This is a genomic window from uncultured Roseobacter sp. (genome assembly GCF_947491795.1).
Lineage (GTDB): Bacteria > Pseudomonadota > Alphaproteobacteria > Rhodobacterales > Rhodobacteraceae > Roseobacter.
Genome location: NZ_CANLKW010000002.1, coordinates 222,700 through 239,096 on the forward strand (window position 1 = coordinate 222,700; position 16,397 = coordinate 239,096).

13 protein-coding genes are annotated in these 16,397 nt (G+C 60.0%); 7 read left to right on the plus strand and 6 right to left on the minus strand.

The genetic code is table 11. From position 1 onward, the window contains the following. Positions 1 to 27 precede the first annotated feature (27 nt). The 5 genes from fghA to Q1A34_RS07930 are packed head-to-tail and all read left to right on the plus strand — an operon-like array spanning position 28 to position 3,797. The gene (gene fghA / locus Q1A34_RS07910; RefSeq protein ID WP_300032787.1) at positions 28 to 858 is read left to right on the plus strand and encodes an S-formylglutathione hydrolase; all 831 of its coding nucleotides are present in this window, start codon (positions 28 to 30) and stop codon (positions 856 to 858) included. After that, the gene (locus Q1A34_RS07915) at positions 855 to 1,310 is read left to right on the plus strand and encodes a YaiI/YqxD family protein (RefSeq protein WP_300032788.1); all 456 of its coding nucleotides are present in this window, start codon (positions 855 to 857) and stop codon (positions 1,308 to 1,310) included. The genes fghA and Q1A34_RS07915 overlap by 4 nt, the downstream gene beginning before the upstream one ends. Before the next feature lie 32 nt (positions 1,311 to 1,342). Further along, positions 1,343 to 1,963, plus strand: a complete 621-nt coding sequence (locus tag Q1A34_RS07920) for an HAD family phosphatase (protein WP_300034087.1) — start codon at positions 1,343 to 1,345, stop codon at positions 1,961 to 1,963. After that, positions 1,960 to 2,877 (plus strand): ornithine cyclodeaminase, encoded by a 918-nt coding sequence (locus Q1A34_RS07925; protein WP_300032790.1) that lies wholly within the window; start codon positions 1,960 to 1,962, stop codon positions 2,875 to 2,877. The genes Q1A34_RS07920 and Q1A34_RS07925 overlap by 4 nt, the downstream gene beginning before the upstream one ends. After that, a complete protein-coding gene (locus Q1A34_RS07930; RefSeq protein WP_300032792.1) occupies positions 2,874 to 3,797 on the plus strand; it encodes an alpha/beta hydrolase in 924 nt (307 codons plus the stop codon). The genes Q1A34_RS07925 and Q1A34_RS07930 overlap by 4 nt, the downstream gene beginning before the upstream one ends. Here the strand turns inward: Q1A34_RS07930 and Q1A34_RS07935 are convergent. Continuing rightward, complete coding sequence (locus tag Q1A34_RS07935; protein ID WP_300032794.1) at positions 3,794 to 5,035, minus strand: MFS transporter; 1,242 nt, start codon at positions 5,033 to 5,035, stop codon at positions 3,794 to 3,796. The genes Q1A34_RS07930 and Q1A34_RS07935 overlap by 4 nt on opposite strands. Positions 5,036 to 5,168: 133 nt before the next feature. Between Q1A34_RS07935 and zapE the strand changes: the two genes are divergently transcribed. Further along, complete coding sequence (gene zapE / locus Q1A34_RS07940; protein WP_300032796.1) at positions 5,169 to 6,227, plus strand: cell division protein ZapE; 1,059 nt, start codon at positions 5,169 to 5,171, stop codon at positions 6,225 to 6,227. 249 nt (positions 6,228 to 6,476) lie between these two features. On the opposite strand, the gene Q1A34_RS07945 is transcribed toward zapE, so the two are convergent. Genes Q1A34_RS07945 through Q1A34_RS07960 form a run of 4 tightly spaced genes read right to left on the minus strand, consistent with a single transcriptional unit; the run spans position 6,477 to position 12,798 of the window. Next, entirely contained in the window at positions 6,477 to 7,751 is a 1,275-nt protein-coding gene (locus Q1A34_RS07945; RefSeq protein ID WP_300032798.1) for a folylpolyglutamate synthase/dihydrofolate synthase family protein, read from the minus strand. After that, complete coding sequence (gene accD, locus Q1A34_RS07950; protein ID WP_300032800.1) at positions 7,748 to 8,713, minus strand: acetyl-CoA carboxylase, carboxyltransferase subunit beta; 966 nt, start codon at positions 8,711 to 8,713, stop codon at positions 7,748 to 7,750. Before accD ends, Q1A34_RS07945 begins: the two co-directional genes overlap by 4 nt. Positions 8,714 to 8,769: 56 nt before the next feature. Continuing rightward, entirely contained in the window at positions 8,770 to 9,669 is a 900-nt protein-coding gene (locus tag Q1A34_RS07955) for a type II CAAX endopeptidase family protein (protein ID WP_300032802.1), read from the minus strand. Between the two features lie 3 nt (positions 9,670 to 9,672). After that, positions 9,673 to 12,798: an ABC transporter transmembrane domain-containing protein gene (locus tag Q1A34_RS07960; protein ID WP_300032804.1), complete on the minus strand. Its 3,126-nt coding sequence runs from the start codon at positions 12,796 to 12,798 to the stop codon at positions 9,673 to 9,675. A gap of 214 nt (positions 12,799 to 13,012) precedes the next feature. Here Q1A34_RS07960 and ilvD point away from each other — a divergent pair, with 214 nt between their 5' ends. Further along, positions 13,013 to 14,776 carry a dihydroxy-acid dehydratase gene (ilvD, locus tag Q1A34_RS07965; RefSeq protein ID WP_300032806.1) on the plus strand — a complete coding sequence of 588 codons (1,764 nt, stop codon included), beginning with the start codon at positions 13,013 to 13,015 and terminating at the stop codon, positions 14,774 to 14,776. A gap of 282 nt (positions 14,777 to 15,058) precedes the next feature. Here the strand turns inward: ilvD and Q1A34_RS07970 are convergent, their stop codons facing one another. Then, entirely contained in the window at positions 15,059 to 16,393 is a 1,335-nt protein-coding gene (locus Q1A34_RS07970) for a S41 family peptidase (protein ID WP_300032808.1), read from the minus strand. Positions 16,394 to 16,397 lie beyond the last annotated feature (4 nt).

A 16,397-nucleotide genomic window follows, 5' to 3' on the forward strand; every position in this document is an offset into this window, starting at 1 on the left:
ACGAAACACATCTTTGGGAGAGCGCACATGAAAACCATCTCGGAAAACGCATGCTTTGGCGGCACGCAGGGCGTCTATTCACACAGTTCCGACAGCTGCGCCTGCGACATGACCTTTGCCCTCTTTCTGCCCGCAGAGGCCAAAGACGGGCCTGTACCCCTTTTGTGGTTTCTCTCCGGTCTGACCTGCACCCATGAGAACGCGATGACCAAAGCAGGTGCCCAGGCCTGGGCCGCTGAACAGGGCATCGCGCTGGTATTTCCAGATACCTCTCCACGCGGTGAGGATGTGGCAAACGACGAAGCCTATGATCTGGGTCAGGGTGCGGGGTTCTATGTGAACGCGACCCAGACACCCTGGGCCCCGCACTTTCGCATGTGGGATTACATCACTGAAGAGTTGCCCGCACTGCTGGACGATAACTTTGCGCTCGATATGGACCGTCAGGCGATCACCGGGCATTCAATGGGCGGACACGGCGCACTGACCATGGCGATGTCGCTACCGGAGCGTTTCCGTTCTGTCTCGGCCTTTGCACCGATCTCCAACCCCACGGCAAGCGATTGGGGCCGCAAACAGTTCACCGCCTATCTGGGCAACGATGAGGCGTCATGGGCAGCGCACGACGCCACCCTGCTGATGCAGGAAAAAGGGTTCGACGGCCCGATACTGGTCGACACCGGCACCAACGACCAGTTCATCGACCTGCTGAAACCCGAAGCCTTCGCCCTGGCCGTGAATGCCCGACGCCAGCAGGCAACACTGCGTCTGCAACCGGGATACGATCACAGCTATTTCTTCATCTCGACCTTTATGGAAGAGCACGTCGCTTTCCACGCGGACGCGCTTTACGCATGACATCGCTGTTCATCGACGCGGACGCCTGTCCGGTCAAAGCAGAGGCCGAAAAGGTCGCCACACGGCATGGCGTAAAGATGTTTGTCGTGTCCAATGGCGGCCTGCGCCCGTCACAAAACCCGCTCGTAGAGACAGTAATCGTACCTGATGGCCCGGACATCGCCGACATGTGGATCGCCGGGCGTTGCGGCCCTGGGGATGTTGTCATTACCGGTGACATCCCGCTGGCGGCGAAATGCGTCGAAGCGGGTGCACAGGTGCTCAAACACAATGGCGAGCCGCTGACCCAGGCCAATATCGGCAATGTGCTGGCAACCCGTGATCTGATGGCCGATCTGCGTGCCGCGGACCCGTTTCGCCAGGGCGGCGGCAAGGGTTTCACCAAGGCGGACCGCTCAAGGTTTCTGAATGCGCTCGAGCAGTGCTTGCGCAAAGCCCGGACGCTGCGTTAGCTGTTGCCAAAAGGAGAGCGCGCATGAGCAGTGTGACACCACAGGCGGTTGTTTTTGACATCGGAAATGTGCTGATCGAATGGCAGCCGGAACGTTTCTATGATGCGGTCATTGGAGAAGAGCGCCGCCGCGCCATGTTCGATACTGTGGATCTGCACGGCATGAACGAGCTGGTGGATCTCGGCCATCATTTCACCGACACCATCTATGCCGCCGCGGACAAGAACCCCGAGTGGCGCGATGAAATCCGCATGTGGCACGACCGCTGGATCGAAATGGCCACCCCGGTCATCGATCATTCGGTACGGCTGATGAAGGCGCTTCAGGCCAGAGGCGTGCCGGTCTTTTCCCTGACCAATTTCGGTATTGAAAGCTACGACTACGCGGCAACGCATTACCCGTTCCTGCGCGATTTTGACCGCGATTTCATTTCGGGCCACCTCGCGATGACAAAACCCGACCCGGCGATCTATGCAACGGTCGAAGAAACCTCCGGTCTGTCCGGTGCTGCCCTGCTTTTTGCGGATGACCGCGCGGACAACATTGAGGCGGCACAGAAACACGGCTGGCAGACGCATCTTTTTGACGGGCCGCAAGGCTGGGCTGACCGGCTGGTATCTGCGGGGCTGCTGACAGAAACCGAGGCCGCATGACACCGCCTTTCATCTCGTTCGACGAAGGCGACGCCCTGCTTGACTGGGTTGGGCTGACGGATGCTCTGGCGACAGGCCATCTGATGCCCCGCGCCGAAATTGCAGACACGTTTCTTTATCGTGGCGATGACACGCTGCTGAACCGTGCGGCCTGGATTGACGGGCTGGGTCTGGCCGTCAAATCGGCCACGGTGTTTCCTGGCAACGCAGGAAGCGACACTTCGACAATCAACGGTGGTGTGACACTCTATGCCGATGCCACGGGTCTGCTGGAAGCCGTCATCGACTTTCACCTGGTCACCAAATGGAAAACCGCCGGCGACAGCCTGCTGGCCGCCCGGCGTCTGGCGCGGCCCGACAGCGAAAACATTCTGATCGTCGGTGCGGGGACCCAGGCGCGCGGGCTTTTTGCGGCCTACCGGGCGGCTTTCCCGGGCGCCAGGTTCACACTCTGGAACAGAACCCGCACCAGCGCCGAACAGCTCGCCGGGCAGCTGGGCGGGGTCACTGTGGCAGACGATCTGGAAGCCGCTGTGCGCGGTGCAGATATCGTGACCAGCGCCACAATGACCACCGAACCCATTCTGCGGGGTGACTGGCTGCAACCCGGTCAGCACATCGATCTGATCGGTGCTTACCGGCCAGACATGCGTGAAGCGGATGACACCGCCCTGAGCCGCGCGCGCGTTTTTGTCGACAGTCTTGATACGACCGTGGGCCACATCGGAGAGCTTAAAATCCCGATCAGCCAGGGGGCCTTTGACGCGTCGCAGATTGTCAGTGACTACTATACCCCCGAAAAATTCGCCCGGCAGTCCACAGATGAAATCACATTGTTCAAGAATGGTGGCGGCGCGCATCTGGATCTGATGACCAGCCGATACATCCTTGATCGCTGGAGGGCGCGCGCATGATGTGGGCATATCTCATTTTTGCAGCTGTCATTGCCACCCCACTGGTGATCGAGGCAACGCGTAAAAAGATGACGGACAAGACGCGGGTGGACGCGCCGGGTCAGTTTGCCCGCCTGTCTGACGGCGTCACCCATTATCAGTGGACCGGGCCGGAAAACGGCCCTGTTGCGGTCTGCATTCACGGGCTGACAACGCCGTCTTTTGTGTGGCGCGGGATTGCACAGGGTCTTGCACAGATCGGCTTTCGGGTATTGACCTATGATCTCTATGGACGCGGATACTCGGACCGGCCCAAAGGCACTCAGGACATTGCATTTTTCAGACGACAGCTGAGCGAGCTGCTGGATCACGAGCGTGTTGACGATGACATAACGGTCATCGGTTATTCGATGGGGGGCACAATCGCTGCTGCTTTTGCCGCCGCCGAGGCCGTCGCCATCCGCCAGGTTGTCCTGCTGGCACCGGCAGGCATGAGCAACCTGTCCGCTACGCTGTTTCGCCGGATGATGACGCTGCCCGTTGTGGGCACATGGCTGATGCTGGAGTTTTACCCGAACATTCTGCGCCGTGGGATTGCCGCAGAGCGGAAGCAACCCGGTGCCAGTCAGCGCATTGCCAGCCTGCAGGAACAAGAGCTGAACTGGCGCGGATACATTCCCTCTGTGGCCGCCAGCCTGCGGGGTGCGCTGAAATCAGACCTGCAACCCGCACATAAAACCCTGCACACCGAAGGCGTGCCCGTTCTCGCCGTCTGGGGTCGGAACGATGATGTCATCCCGATTGCTGCAGCTGACCGACTGGTGGAATGGAACCCGGACGTTCAGACCATCATCCTCGAAGATGCGGGTCACGGGCTGGCCCATACTCACGTAAAGCAGGTCCTTGATCATATCCACGCCTTTACTCATCAGAGCGGTTAAGCCGTTCTGAGCCCTTCCAGACGGCGTTCGCGGATGGGCAGATGGATGATGGCGCTGAAAGCACCAACCGCCACGCCGATCCACCAGACAACCGTGTAATCGCCGTAGATGTCGTACATCCGGCCTCCGAGCCACACGCCCAGAAAACTGCCCAGCTGGTGGCTGAGGAACACAATACCATACAGCGTTCCCATGTAGCGTAGGCCGTAGATATGCGCGACCAGACCCGACGTCAGCGGTATCGTCGCCAGCCACAAAGCTCCCATCGCAACCGAAAACAGAATGACGCTCTCCGGTGTAATCGGGAACATGATGAAAAGCGCGGCCACGATCGTACGGCCCGTGTAGATGCCTGCCAGCAGATACTTTTTGGAATACCGCTTGCCCAGCCAGCCCGCCATCAGCGTCCCGCCGATATTGGCGATCCCGATCAGCGAGATGGCCACCGCCCCCAGGGCTGATGTCGTGCTGATACCCATGTTATCGAGCATGCCACCGGGCAGGATCGGGCCGCACAGCTCGGTCACAAAGGCCGGGAAATGCGCGGTGATGAAGGCGATCTGATAGCCACAGGAGAAAAAACCCAGATAGATAAAGGTATAAGAAGGGTCTTTGAACGCCTTGACCAGAATCTCGCCGAGGCTTTCATCCAGCTCTGACCTGCTCGCCATGGCCGGTGCACGCATCATGGGCAGCGTCAGCATCACCGCCATGATCGCCACGGCAAAAACAATGAAGACACTCTGCCAGGGCATGACGCTCAGAAGCCATTCAGCAACGGGTGGGCCGAAAATCTGCCCCCCACTGCCCGCGGCCGAGACAATCGCCAGTGACATAGACCTGTTTTCGTCCGATGCCGCACGGCCAACAACAGCGAGGATCACCCCAAACCCCGTGCCTGCAATGCCAAAGCCCAGCAACCAGGCGTAAAGCTGATGCTCCAGGGGTGACACCGCATTCGCTGACAACACCAGACCCAGCGCATAGAATACTGCGCCCAGGACAATCGCTCTGCGGTCCCCGATCTTTTCGGCCAGTGCGCCGAACAGTGGCTGCCCGATTCCCCAGGCCAGATTCTGGATGGCGATGGCCAGCGAAAACTCGGCGCGCAGCCAGCCGAACTCTTCGGCAATCGGGATCTGGAACAGGCCAAATGTCGAGCGGATGGCAAAGCTGACCATGATGATCACCAGCCCGACAATCAGAACCGGCGTAAAGAGTGGGGCGCGTTCGGACATGTGGTTACTCCTGACCTGCCGCGACCGTAACGATTGGCAGGCGCCCGTCAAATCAGGAGTTTTTGTCCTCGCATCAGTTTTCCTGATGTGTCCGCCTCTTTCCCCACCGCGCAGGCCAGGCTATGCCGGAAAGATGGAATTGCTGCTCGATATCTACAACCGGATGGCCGCCGAAGGCACGCTGCAACCGGACCCTGCCCAGATCGCCGTACTGCCCGAATTTGAGCGGATCAGGACCGCACTCAGCACACCGGTGAAAAAAGGTTTCTTTCGCAAAGCACCCGAGCCCCCCAGGGGCCTCTATCTCTGGGGCGGGGTCGGGCGCGGCAAGTCCATGCTTATGGACTTCTTTGTCGATCATCTGGGCGATGTGCCGGCGCGGCGGGTGCATTTTCACGCGTTTATGCAGGAAATTCATGCGGCCCTGCACGAGGTACGCAAAACCAGCGCCAGCGATGCCATCGCCCCTGTCGCCGCCAGGGTTGCCGCTTCTGTGCGTCTGCTGGCTTTTGACGAAATGCAGATCACTGACATCACCGATGCGATGATCGTCGGCCGGCTGTTCGAAGCACTTCTGGCAGACGGCGTGGTCATTGTAACGACATCGAACAGGGTGCCTGATGATCTCTACAAAGGCGGTCAGAACCGTGATCTTTTCCTGCCGTTCATCGCACTGATCCAGGAAAAGATGGTGGTGCATGAACTGACCAGCCCGACAGATTACCGGCAGAACCGCCTGGGTGGGCAACAGGTGTATTTTACGCCGATCAACAGTGACAGCCGCGCGGCAATGGATGCCGTCTGGCAGGATCTGAGCGGTGGTCCCGCAGACCCGCTGGTGCTCCGGGTCAAAGGCCGGGAGGTTGAGATACCTGCGTTTCGGAATGGCGTTGCCCGTGCCGGGTTTCACGACCTTTGCGGCAGGCATCTGGGTCCGGCAGATTATCTGGTGCTGGCCGAAACCATCCGCGTTCTGATGCTGGACAACATCCCGACCCTGTCGCGCAGCAATTTCAATGAGGCAAAGCGGTTCGTAACCCTGATTGACGCGCTCTATGAGGCGCGTGTGCGGCTGATCTGCTCTGCGGCTGCCAAGCCGGAAATGCTCTATCTGGAGGGCGAGGGCACCTTCGAGTTTGAGCGTACAGCATCCCGCCTGCGCGAGATGCAGTCAGAGGGATGGGGGCTTTAGTCTCCGGGCTGCACCGCAACCGCCCGCAACAACGGGTCCGTGGCGCGCAGGCCCCACGCTGTCGGCGCAGGAGCATACGGGATGGCCGGCATATGGCCGGATGCCCGGCATGAATGTGCCCCCCGGGAGGCGCAGTTCCCGCTCGGCGCAGATTTCAGTCTGTCAGAGCATTCCAGATCGGGACGCCCGCCGCGCGCACCGCCAACAGCCACCTTGCGAAACTGTATTTTGCAGTGATCCTGGCGCGCTTTACCCGTTTTCGCGCAGGACAGCCCCGGCGAGATACAGCGACCCACAGATCAGAATACGGGCGTGCGGGGTGTGCGATATGATCTGTGCCACGGCCCCGGCAGTGTTTTCCGCCTGGGAGGCATCGAAACCCGCACCCGATGCCGCAGCCGCCGTCTGTTCCGCGCTCAGCGTGTTGCGTTCACCGGGTATGGAGACCGCGACCAGACCATCCGCACAGTCCGCCAGCGGGCGCATGTAGCCGCCGATATCCTTGGTGTTCAGCATACCACAGATCAGCCAGGTCGGTCGCTCCGGCAGTGTCGCCAGATGTGCCGCCAGCGCCTCGCCTGCTGCAGGGTTGTGGCCCCCGTCCAGCCAAAGCTCTGCCGCACCGGCGGTATCAACGAGCGGACCCTCCCGCAGACGCTGCATGCGGGCCGGCCAGTGCGCCCGTGTTACAGCAGCCTCGCAGGCATCGTTTCCGATCCCAAGATGTCGCAGGGCCGCCAGCGCGGCACCCGCGTTCATGATCTGATGTGCGCCGGGCAGATTGGGGAGCGGCAGGTCCAGCAGGCCTGTATCGTCCTGGTAAACCATACGGTCCCGGTCCGGCGCAGCATGCCAGTGCTGCCCCCAGGCCAGTAACGGGGCGGCGTGGCGGGCGGCGACGCTCTCGATCACATCCATTCCCTCGTCGGTCTGACGCGATACAACACAGGAAACACCCCGCTTGATAATTCCCGCCTTTTCACCCGCAATCTGTCCGAGCGTGTCGCCCAGAAACTGCTGGTGGTCCAGCGACACCGGCGTGATCACTGTCAGTGCAGGGGCATCAACCACATTGGTCGCGTCCAGACGCCCTCCAAGACCGACCTCCAGCAGAGTAAAATCCGCCGGCGCCCGCGCAAAGGCCAGCAGGGCGGCACAGGTTGTAATCTCGAAATAGGTGATGTCGGCATCGCCATTGGCGGCATAGCATTCGTCCAGAACAGCCGTCAGGTCCGGCTCCGAAATCAGTTCTCCCGACACGCGGATCCGTTCATGGAAGCGCGCCAGATGCGGGCTGGTATAGGCATGAACTCTTTTGCCCGCAGCCTCCAGCCCGGCACGGATCATCGCCTGCGTCGACCCTTTGCCGTTTGTTCCAGCCAGATGGATGACAGGCGGCAGGTCGTTTTGCGGGTTTCCCAGCGCATCCAGCAGACGCCAGACTCGGTCCAGCGTCAGGTCAATCACCTTGGGATGCAGCGCCATCATCCGCTCCAGAATGACGTCAGATGTGGCCACCGTCATTTCGTTGCGGGGTCCTGTGGCGCGAGATCCGCCTCTTCGAGCATCGCATCAACGGCTTCTGCCGTGGCTTCCTGCTCGGGGTCGGGTGCGGGCAGGTCAGCGCGAACAGCGGGCGGCATGCCCAGCAGCATGCGGGTTATGGTGATAAGCTCTTCGCGCATCTGACCGCGCGGCGTCACACGGTCAAGCATCCCATGATCCAACAGATATTCTGCACGCTGGAACCCCTCGGGCAGCTTTTCGCGGATTGTCTGTTCGATCACGCGCGGACCCGCAAAGCAGATCAGCGCATTGGGTTCTGCAATGTGAACGTCGCCCAGCATGGCATAGCTTGCCGTCACACCACCGGTCGTCGGATGGGTCAGCACCACGATGTACGGCAGACCCGCTTCTTTGAGCATCTGCACTGCGACGGTTGTGCGCGGCATCTGCATCAGCGACAGGATCCCCTCCTGCATCCGCGCGCCCCCGGCGGCAGAGAAAAGGATCAGGGGGCGTTTGAGCTTCACCGCCTCTTCCGCAGCGGCGATGATCGCATTGCCGACATACATGCCCATAGACCCGGCCATAAAGGAAAAGTCCTGGGCCGCCGCAACGATCGGTGTCCGACCGATCTCGCCTTGCGCGACCAGCATCGCTTCTTTTTCAGCGGTCTGTTTCTGCGCGGCTTTCAGACGGTCAGGATACCGCTTCTGGTCACGAAAGTTCAGAGGGTCCACACCCGGTGCTTCAACCGCGACTTCTGTGAAGACCCCGCCATCGAACAGCGCCTGAAAGCGGTCTCTTGGTGTGATGTGCATGTGGTGGTCACAGCTGGTGCAGACATTCAGGTTGTCTGACACTTCCCTGTGAAAAAGCATCGTTCCGCATTCAGGGCACTTGGTCCACAGATTGTCCGGTGTCTCGCGGCGCGAGAAGATCGAATTGATCCTCGGCCGGACATAGTTCGTGATCCAGTTCATACCGCCACCCCTGTTACGTTCAGTCCCTAAATAAGGCTGCGTTGCGGAAAGTGCAATCAGCGGCGCAGAGCAAGGCGTGCGCCCAGCCAGCTGACAAACATCAACGCAAAATCAACCGGCAGCCAGGCGCGCAGCGTATCGGTATCGGCCATCGAAAACGGCGTCACATACAGCGACAGCCCCGACAGCCCGTCCGGCAGAGACACAAAGAGGATTGCCGCGATGTTGTTGACAAAATGGACCGCAATTGCGGGTCCGAGCGTGCCTGACCGTGCGGTCAGATCCGCCATCAGCAGGCCAAAGATCACCGCCCAGAGCGCGATCAGCCAGGCATTTGGTCCGGCCTCCAGCGGCATATAGTGACCCAGCCCAAACAGCAGCGACGGTACTGCAAGCCAGATAAGCCGTGTTCTGAAGCGCGCCGCCAGCTGCTGCTGGATATATCCGCGAAAGAGCACCTCCTCGGCACTGACCTGGATCAAGACAGCCCCCACGGACAACGGCAGCAAAAGCGCCCACGTGGCAGGGTTCAGGTTAGGTTCAAGGGTTCCCCCCATGCCCCAGGGCGGCAGGATAACCAGCGCCACGTTCAGAATGAGCAAAACGATCAGGACATCTGTAAACTGCCGGCGGGTCTGACGAATATCCCCGAAAACGCTGGTAATGCCACGGCTGTGCGCGACCCGGACAGCAATCGCAACGCCAAAGATCATAAAGCCGAAAGTCATCAGCAGAACCAGCATGCTGACCGGGGACACGCCTGCATTGAGCCCGACAAAAAATTCAATCGCGCCCGGTCCCAGAATCGTTCCCAGAAACTGAAAGAACATCTGGTTGCACAGCAGGTAAACGCCGGCCACCAGAATCAGCCCCATAACCAGCCGCCAAAGCTGCGCCGTTTTGCGCACCGGTTCAATCAGCGCGTCATGGGCGCGGTAATCCTGTTGGTTCAGCATCCTTCAGCCGCCGGTCTTTTCCGGCTCGCCTGCCGGTTCACCCTCTGCAGCGGCGGTCAGTTCCACGGCACGGTCCCGCACATTGACCCGCGCCTCGCGCAGCAATTCGGCCGCACCCGTCAGGTGTTCGGCAACAGTATGCAGCAGACGCATCAGCACCACAGGATCATCTTCGATTACCGAGCGGAACTGCTCGGCCCCGATCCGCAGGAACTTCGTCTCCTCCACAGCGGCCAGATCCAGCTGGCGGGGCTCATCGAGAATAATCGCCAGATCACCGATCAGCCTGCCTGGTTCCACAGCGGTCACATCCCGCGATACATCATCATCGTCGCGATAGCTCATCATGGCGCGGCCAGACAGGCACAGATAAACCGCGTCCGCCCGCTCGCCCATCGAGAATATGCGCTTGCCTGGCTTTGCGGTGAACCAGGTCGCGGAAAAGGCCAGAAGACGCTGACTGCGCGCGTCGAGATTGGCAAACAGATCAGTGCGCGAGATTGCCCGGATTTTGCGCCGCAGGTCGTCTGATCCGCTGTCGCTCTCATCCTGCGTTTCCATCGACGCCTCACCATCGATCCGGCCGTTCTGGATTTCAACGTAGATGTCGTAGGCTTCGGGGTTGGCGAATTTCTCCTCGAGGAAGATGAGCGTTGTTTTGGGCAAAAGCTCCTGAAGACGGCTGCGGGTCCGGCTGCGGGTTTCCGTGTCATGACTGGCCAGAACGGTATCCAGAATCAGGATATCGGGGCGTTTGATGCCCGCACGGCTGAAAGCGGCACGTTCCTGGAAAACAGAGGCCATGTTGGAGCCACCCAGGCCCGTTTGCACGTCCAGAATGGTTTCCGCCACCAGCCGTTTCAGGTCGTGCCGTGACAGAACTTCGGACACGATATCCTCGACCAGTTCTCCTTTGACGCCCGCAATTGCGGACAGTTTTCCATAGAGCACATTTTCCAGAACGGTCAGACGTGGCAGGTAATTATCCGGTGAGATGGGCACAAAGAGATCCTGCGCGCGGGCCCGCATTTCCTCGCTCTTGGCTTTGCGGATCTGCAGGATCTCTTCTTTGAACGTCTCGGGGAAAGCCGGACCGATCTGCTCGGCGCTGAATGCAAAAGGCACCGTAAGGAGCAGCGCAAATTCCTCTTCGGTCAGTGCCTGATCGCCCTTGTCCTGGCGCCGGGCCGCGATGTCTACCAGGCGTTCATAAAGCGTGTCTTCGATCCCCAGAGCCGTAAACAGCGGGTGGCTTGTACCATCCATGCCAAAGGTCTGGTGCAGTGTTTCGATCAGTGTCTGCGAAATGGCAATACCCTGCTCGGCCAGGCCAAGCTCTATGATCAGCGACAGAAAATCGCGCTCGGCGGCCAGACCCTGCTGGCTGATGTCGCGTTTCGGAGCGGCGAACATCAGGTTGCCCCCCAGCGGGACAGAGGGGTTGAACACGTCCGGATCAAACCGGTTCACAACTGTATCCAGACCCTGCTCTTTCAGAATGCCGTGCACCTCTTCGCGCAGCCGGACCAGACGCGACGCCAGTTCGGGGTGATCTTCCGGATCCATACGCGCGGTCAGCATCCGGCGGAACATGAATTCATCAAGGCCCATCGCCTCGACAAGCTGGAACCACCAGCCACGGATTTCCTCGGCTGAGCTGAGACCCGCAAGCCCCGGATCAAGCCAGTCGGCCTGCAGGCTGTCGGGGCTGTTACCGGATCGCAGTGCTTCGATAGCGGTGCGATCCTTGCGATCCGGGTCCCACAGCACCGTTTTGGGGCTGGATTTGAGCGGCATCAGCAGATTGTCACCCAGTGTTCCGTCAAACAGATAGGGCCGCGAATGTGCATATCCGATCCGCGCGGCGATGACCGCCTGATGCAGCCCGGCCAGATCGTGACCTGCAATCGTTATATTGCCGCGCGCGGGCATGACCTCGCGGGTCAGAAGCTCGGCAAAGGCTGTGCGCTCGACCTGACTGGGCACCTTGATCGCTACACGGGCTCCGGCGGGAATCTCCAGGTTGATCCCTTCCAGTACCGCGTTTCCGTCCGCATTGCGCACCGTGGCATTCCGGACAGAGATCGCGCCATCAAGGTGTGGAATTTCCTCTGGTTCGCCCTCAAAAAGCGCCTCATCGATCATGCCTGTCGGCGCGAACCGCTCAGTCACGATTTCCCAGCGCAGCGACATATCCTGGACCTGGTTGTAGTAGGTCAAAAGCTCTTTCCAGGGGCTGGACAGATCCTTGTACGCTGCCAGAGCGGCCACCAGAGCCCCCACGGTGATCTCGCCCCGGATCGCCAGAATGCCGCCGACGGAATAGAAAAAGAACGGCGTCAGCTGTGTAATGAAGTTATTGAGAAACTTCATAAAAAACTTTTTCTGGTAGATCTGGAAGCGGATTTCGAACAGCCGGCCCAGACGGCTGGTGAAGCCCGCCAGACGGTACCGCCAGCCCCCGTTGGTCCGAAGGTCGGTGATACCGGCTGCGGTTTCTCCGATCTCGGCTGCGAGCTGACGCACTTCGACAATGCGTTTTTTATTCAACTGGTTGATCTGCCGCTGCAGCATCGGGATCAGCCAGGCCTGCAGCGGAATAAGCGCAATCCCTGCAATGCCAAACCACACGCTCTGAGCAAAAAGAAAGATCACGATAATCAGCATCTGACCGGCCTGGAACACAGGCTGTGCCACGGCATCGCCCATCAGGCCGCCCATCGGTTCCGCCTCTGAAGTGACCATCGACACCAGCTCGCCCTGGCTGGTGGAGCGGAAATAGGCGCGCGGAAAACGCATCATCCGGCCAATCAGTCTGTAGCGGAAGCGGCGCAGCAGTCTTTCCGCCAGCACACCTTTCATGGTGTTCAGCCGCATTTTCAGCAGCCCGTGAATCAGAACGGACCCCAGATAAAGCGCGCAGAGCGTCAGCAGAAACTGCGTCTGGCTGAAATCTGTACCCAGAACAGTGACGACGTCCTTATCTGCCCCGATCGCGTCGTTGATGATCCGCTTGGGCAGTTCCAGCGTCGCATAGAGAAACGGGAAGGTGAAAATCGTGAAGAACAGCAAAAACAGCTGCTCTTTGCGCGAGAACTTCCAGATAAAGGAGAAAAGTGTTGGTTCCATAAACCGGCTTTCCGAATGGTCCGGGGACAGGTCGCCCTCGGCCACAACACAGCGCAGCCGGATTTCGCCCTGCTGGACAACTTAGGCGCGCAGTTTTGCCAATACAAGCGCGCAGTGCCGCTGCATACCTGTGCACGAATGAACGCTTGAGCCTTGCAGCGCCTGAGGCGGATGGCTATTCCGGTCTGGCACTGTCCGAGGAAGAGGTAATTCCATGTCCACACCGCGCTTTGACAAATCCAGACTGCCCAGCCGCCACGTCACCGAAGGCCCGGCACGCGCACCACACCGTTCTTACTATTACGCGATGGGGATGACGGATGAGGAAATTCACCAGCCGCTGGTGGGGGTCGCCACCTGCTGGAACGAAGCCGCGCCCTGTAACATCGCGCTGAACCGTCAGGCGCAGGCGGTGAAAATGGGTGTGAAACGCGAAGACGGCACACCACGCGAATTCACCACAATCACGGTGACCGACGGTATCGCCATGGGTCACGAGGGCATGCGCTCCTCGCTCGCCTCCCGCGAGGCAATTGCGGACACGGTGGAACTGACCATGCGCGGGCACTGCTATGATGCGATTGTCGGTCTTGCGGGCTGTGATAAATCGCTTCCGGGGATGATGATGGCGATGATCCGTCTGAATGTGCCGTCGGTGTTCCTATATGGTGGCTCCATCCTGCCGGGCCGCGCGCCAACCGGTGCCGCGGTACCCGAGGATTTCGCCAACCGTGACCTGACCGTTCAGGACATGTTCGAGGCCGTCGGACGTCAGCAGAGCGGCTCATTGTCTGAGGCCGAACTGGAAATCCTTGAGCGGGTGGCCTGCCCCTCTGCCGGTGCCTGCGGTGGCCAGTTCACCGCCAACACCATGGCCTGTGTGTCCGAGGCGATCGGCCTGGCACTGCCCAATTCCGCCGGGGCACCCGCACCATACGAAAGCCGCGACGCCTATGCCGAAGCCTCTGGTGCGGCCGTGATGAACCTGATCGAGAAAAACATCCGCGCGCGCGACATCTGCACGCGCGAAGCCTTTGAAAATGCCGCGCGTATTGTTGCCTGCACGGGCGGATCAACCAACGCGGGTCTCCACCTGCCCGCCATGGCGCATGAGGCTGGCATCGATTTCTTCCTTGAAGACGTCTGCGAGATTTTCCGCGACACCCCATATTTCGTCGATCTCAAACCGGGCGGGGCCTATGTGGCCAAAGACCTGTACGAGGCAGGCGGTGTTCCGGTTGTCATGAAAGAACTGCGCAAAGCGGGCCTGATCCACGAAGACTGCATGACCGCCACGGGCTATTCCATCGGCGAAGAGATCGACAAAGTCAGCCTCGAAGCTGATGGCCGCGTGATCTATCCGGTGGAAACACCGCTGTCGAAAACCGGCGGTGTTGTCGGCCTCAAGGGCAACCTGGCCCCCGAAGGCGCGATTGTGAAAATTGCCGGAATGGAACCGCAGCACCTGCTTTTCACCGGTCCGGCGCGCGTGTTCGAATGCGAGCAGGACGCTTTTGAGGCGGTGCAGAACCGCACCTATGAGGAAGGCGATGTCTTCGTGATCCGCAACGAGGGCCCCGCAGGCGGCCCGGGAATGCGCGAGATGCTGGCCACCACAGCGGCCCTCTCCGGTCAGGGCATGGGCAAAAAGGTGGCGCTGATCACCGATGGGCGTTTCTCCGGCGCGACACGCGGGTTCTGTGTGGGCCACGTCGGACCAGAGGCGGCACACGGTGGGCCTATCGCGCTGCTGGAAAATGGCGACATGATCACGCTCAACGCGCTTGAAGGCACGATTTCTGTTGATCTGACTGACGACGAACTCGCAACGCGCAAAGAAAACTGGAAAGGCCCGCGCCAGACGATTTATGGCGCCGGTGCCCTGTGGAAATACGCGCAGCTGGTCGGGCCGACATACCTGGGTGCAGTGACCCATCCGGGCGGCAAACACGAGGGCCATGAGTACATGGAGCTGTGACCAAAGCGCCCCGCGCATTTTTCGTGCGGGGCGATGCTTTTTGAAGACACTGGCGATCCGGGCTCAAAACCCGGGCTTACAAGCGGGAAATACCGTTATTGGCATCATTGACGCGCGATGCGGGCGCAACAGCTCTCGGCATTCTGAGCCGCCATGGCACGAACGCCGCGCCACCATTCTGAAACCGGATCATCCGGCACCGCAGGTGACTGCCCGGGAAAAGAAAAAGCCCCCGCTGACACTTCAGCGGGGGATTTGAATATTACGAGTCTCTGCCCTCGTTCAGTCCTGGGAACCGATTGCTGACAGGCCTTTCAGAATGTCGATCGCATAGGCCAGCTGATAATCTTCTTCGCGCAGGGCGGCAGCGGCTTCTGCTTTGGCCCGGTCCGCTTTGATCTGCTCAATCTGATCATCCGACAGGCTGTCATTGTTCAGGCTGCCGCGCAGGTCCGCTTCAGAGCGGGAGGTACGCGCTTCTTCTTCTGCGGTATCTTCTTCAGGGCTGCGACGGGGTTGCTCGACAATAATGTCTGGCGAAACACCCAGCGCCTGGATCGAACGACCTGACGGCGTGTAGTACCGCGCTGTAGTCAGGCGCATCGCCCCATCGCTGCGCAGGGGCATCACGGTCTGAACCGACCCTTTGCCAAAGCTTTTCGTGCCCACAACGATGGCCCTGCGGTGATCCTGCAAGGCACCAGCCACAATTTCGGATGCAGAGGCCGAACCGCCATTGATCAGCACCACAATCGGCTTGCCCTGGGCAAGATCACCCGGCGTGGCATTGAAACGCTCACCATCCTGAACCTCGCGTCCGCGGGTCGAGACGATCTCACCCTTTTCGAGGAAGGCATCCGAGACACGGATCGCCTGGGTCAGCAGGCCACCGGGGTTGTTGCGCAGATCCACGACAATGCCATTGATCTGATCCATGCCGCCGGCCTCTTCGATCTGTTCTTTCAGACCGGATTCTAGGTTGGCATAGGTCTGGTCATTAAATGTGGTGACCCGCAGAACAACTGTGTCGCCTTCTGTCCGTGTGCGCACAGCGGTCAGTTTGATCGTGTCGCGGATAATCGATACGTCAAAGGGCTCTGCCTCGCCTTCGCGGACAACCGTGATGATGATCTCCGAGCCAACGGGGCCCCGCATCATCGTGACGGCCTCATCCAGGCTCAGACCCAGCACCGATTCGCCGTCGACGTGGGTGATAAAGTCACCCGCTTCCATGCCAGCCTCATCCGCCGGTGTGCCATCTATCGGCGAGACAACTTTAACAAAGCCCTCTTCCTGGGTGACCTCGATCCCCAGACCGCCAAACTCACCGCGCGTCTGAACGCGCATCTGCGCGGCATCGTCCGGGCTGAGATAGCTGGAATGCGGGTCCAGAGAGGTGAGCATACCGTCGATTGCGGCCTCAATCAGCTCTCCGGCGTCGACTTCTTCTACATACTGGGCGCGGATACGCTCGAAAATGTCACCAAACAGATCAAGCTGTTCATACACATTCCCGGATCGCTGCTGATCCTGCGCGAGCAGCGGACCAGCAACCTGCGTGGTCGCCAGCACACCCGCGAGCGTGCCGCCCAGTGCGGCCATAGCAAATTTCTTCATACCG

Excerpts from the sequence above, each read along its gene's own strand:
- Q1A34_RS07935 (WP_300032794.1), bottom strand. The coding sequence starts at position 5,035 with ATGTCCGAACGCGCCCCACTCTTTACGCCGGTTCTGATTGTCGGGCTG.
- ilvD (WP_300032806.1), top strand. The coding sequence starts at position 13,013 with ATGTCCACACCGCGCTTTGACAAATCCAGACTGCCCAGCCGCCACGTC.
- Q1A34_RS07960 (WP_300032804.1), bottom strand. The coding sequence starts at position 12,798 with ATGGAACCAACACTTTTCTCCTTTATCTGGAAGTTCTCGCGCAAAGAG.
- Q1A34_RS07930 (WP_300032792.1), top strand. The coding sequence starts at position 2,874 with ATGATGTGGGCATATCTCATTTTTGCAGCTGTCATTGCCACCCCACTG.
- Q1A34_RS07925 (WP_300032790.1), top strand. The coding sequence starts at position 1,960 with ATGACACCGCCTTTCATCTCGTTCGACGAAGGCGACGCCCTGCTTGAC.
- Q1A34_RS07955 (WP_300032802.1), bottom strand. The coding sequence starts at position 9,669 with ATGCTGAACCAACAGGATTACCGCGCCCATGACGCGCTGATTGAACCG.
- fghA (WP_300032787.1), top strand. The coding sequence starts at position 28 with ATGAAAACCATCTCGGAAAACGCATGCTTTGGCGGCACGCAGGGCGTC.
- zapE (WP_300032796.1), top strand. The coding sequence starts at position 5,169 with ATGGAATTGCTGCTCGATATCTACAACCGGATGGCCGCCGAAGGCACG.
- Q1A34_RS07970 (WP_300032808.1), bottom strand. The coding sequence starts at position 16,393 with ATGAAGAAATTTGCTATGGCCGCACTGGGCGGCACGCTCGCGGGTGTG.
- accD (WP_300032800.1), bottom strand. The coding sequence starts at position 8,713 with ATGAACTGGATCACGAACTATGTCCGGCCGAGGATCAATTCGATCTTC.
- Q1A34_RS07915 (WP_300032788.1), top strand. The coding sequence starts at position 855 with ATGACATCGCTGTTCATCGACGCGGACGCCTGTCCGGTCAAAGCAGAG.
- Q1A34_RS07945 (WP_300032798.1), bottom strand. The coding sequence starts at position 7,751 with ATGACGGTGGCCACATCTGACGTCATTCTGGAGCGGATGATGGCGCTG.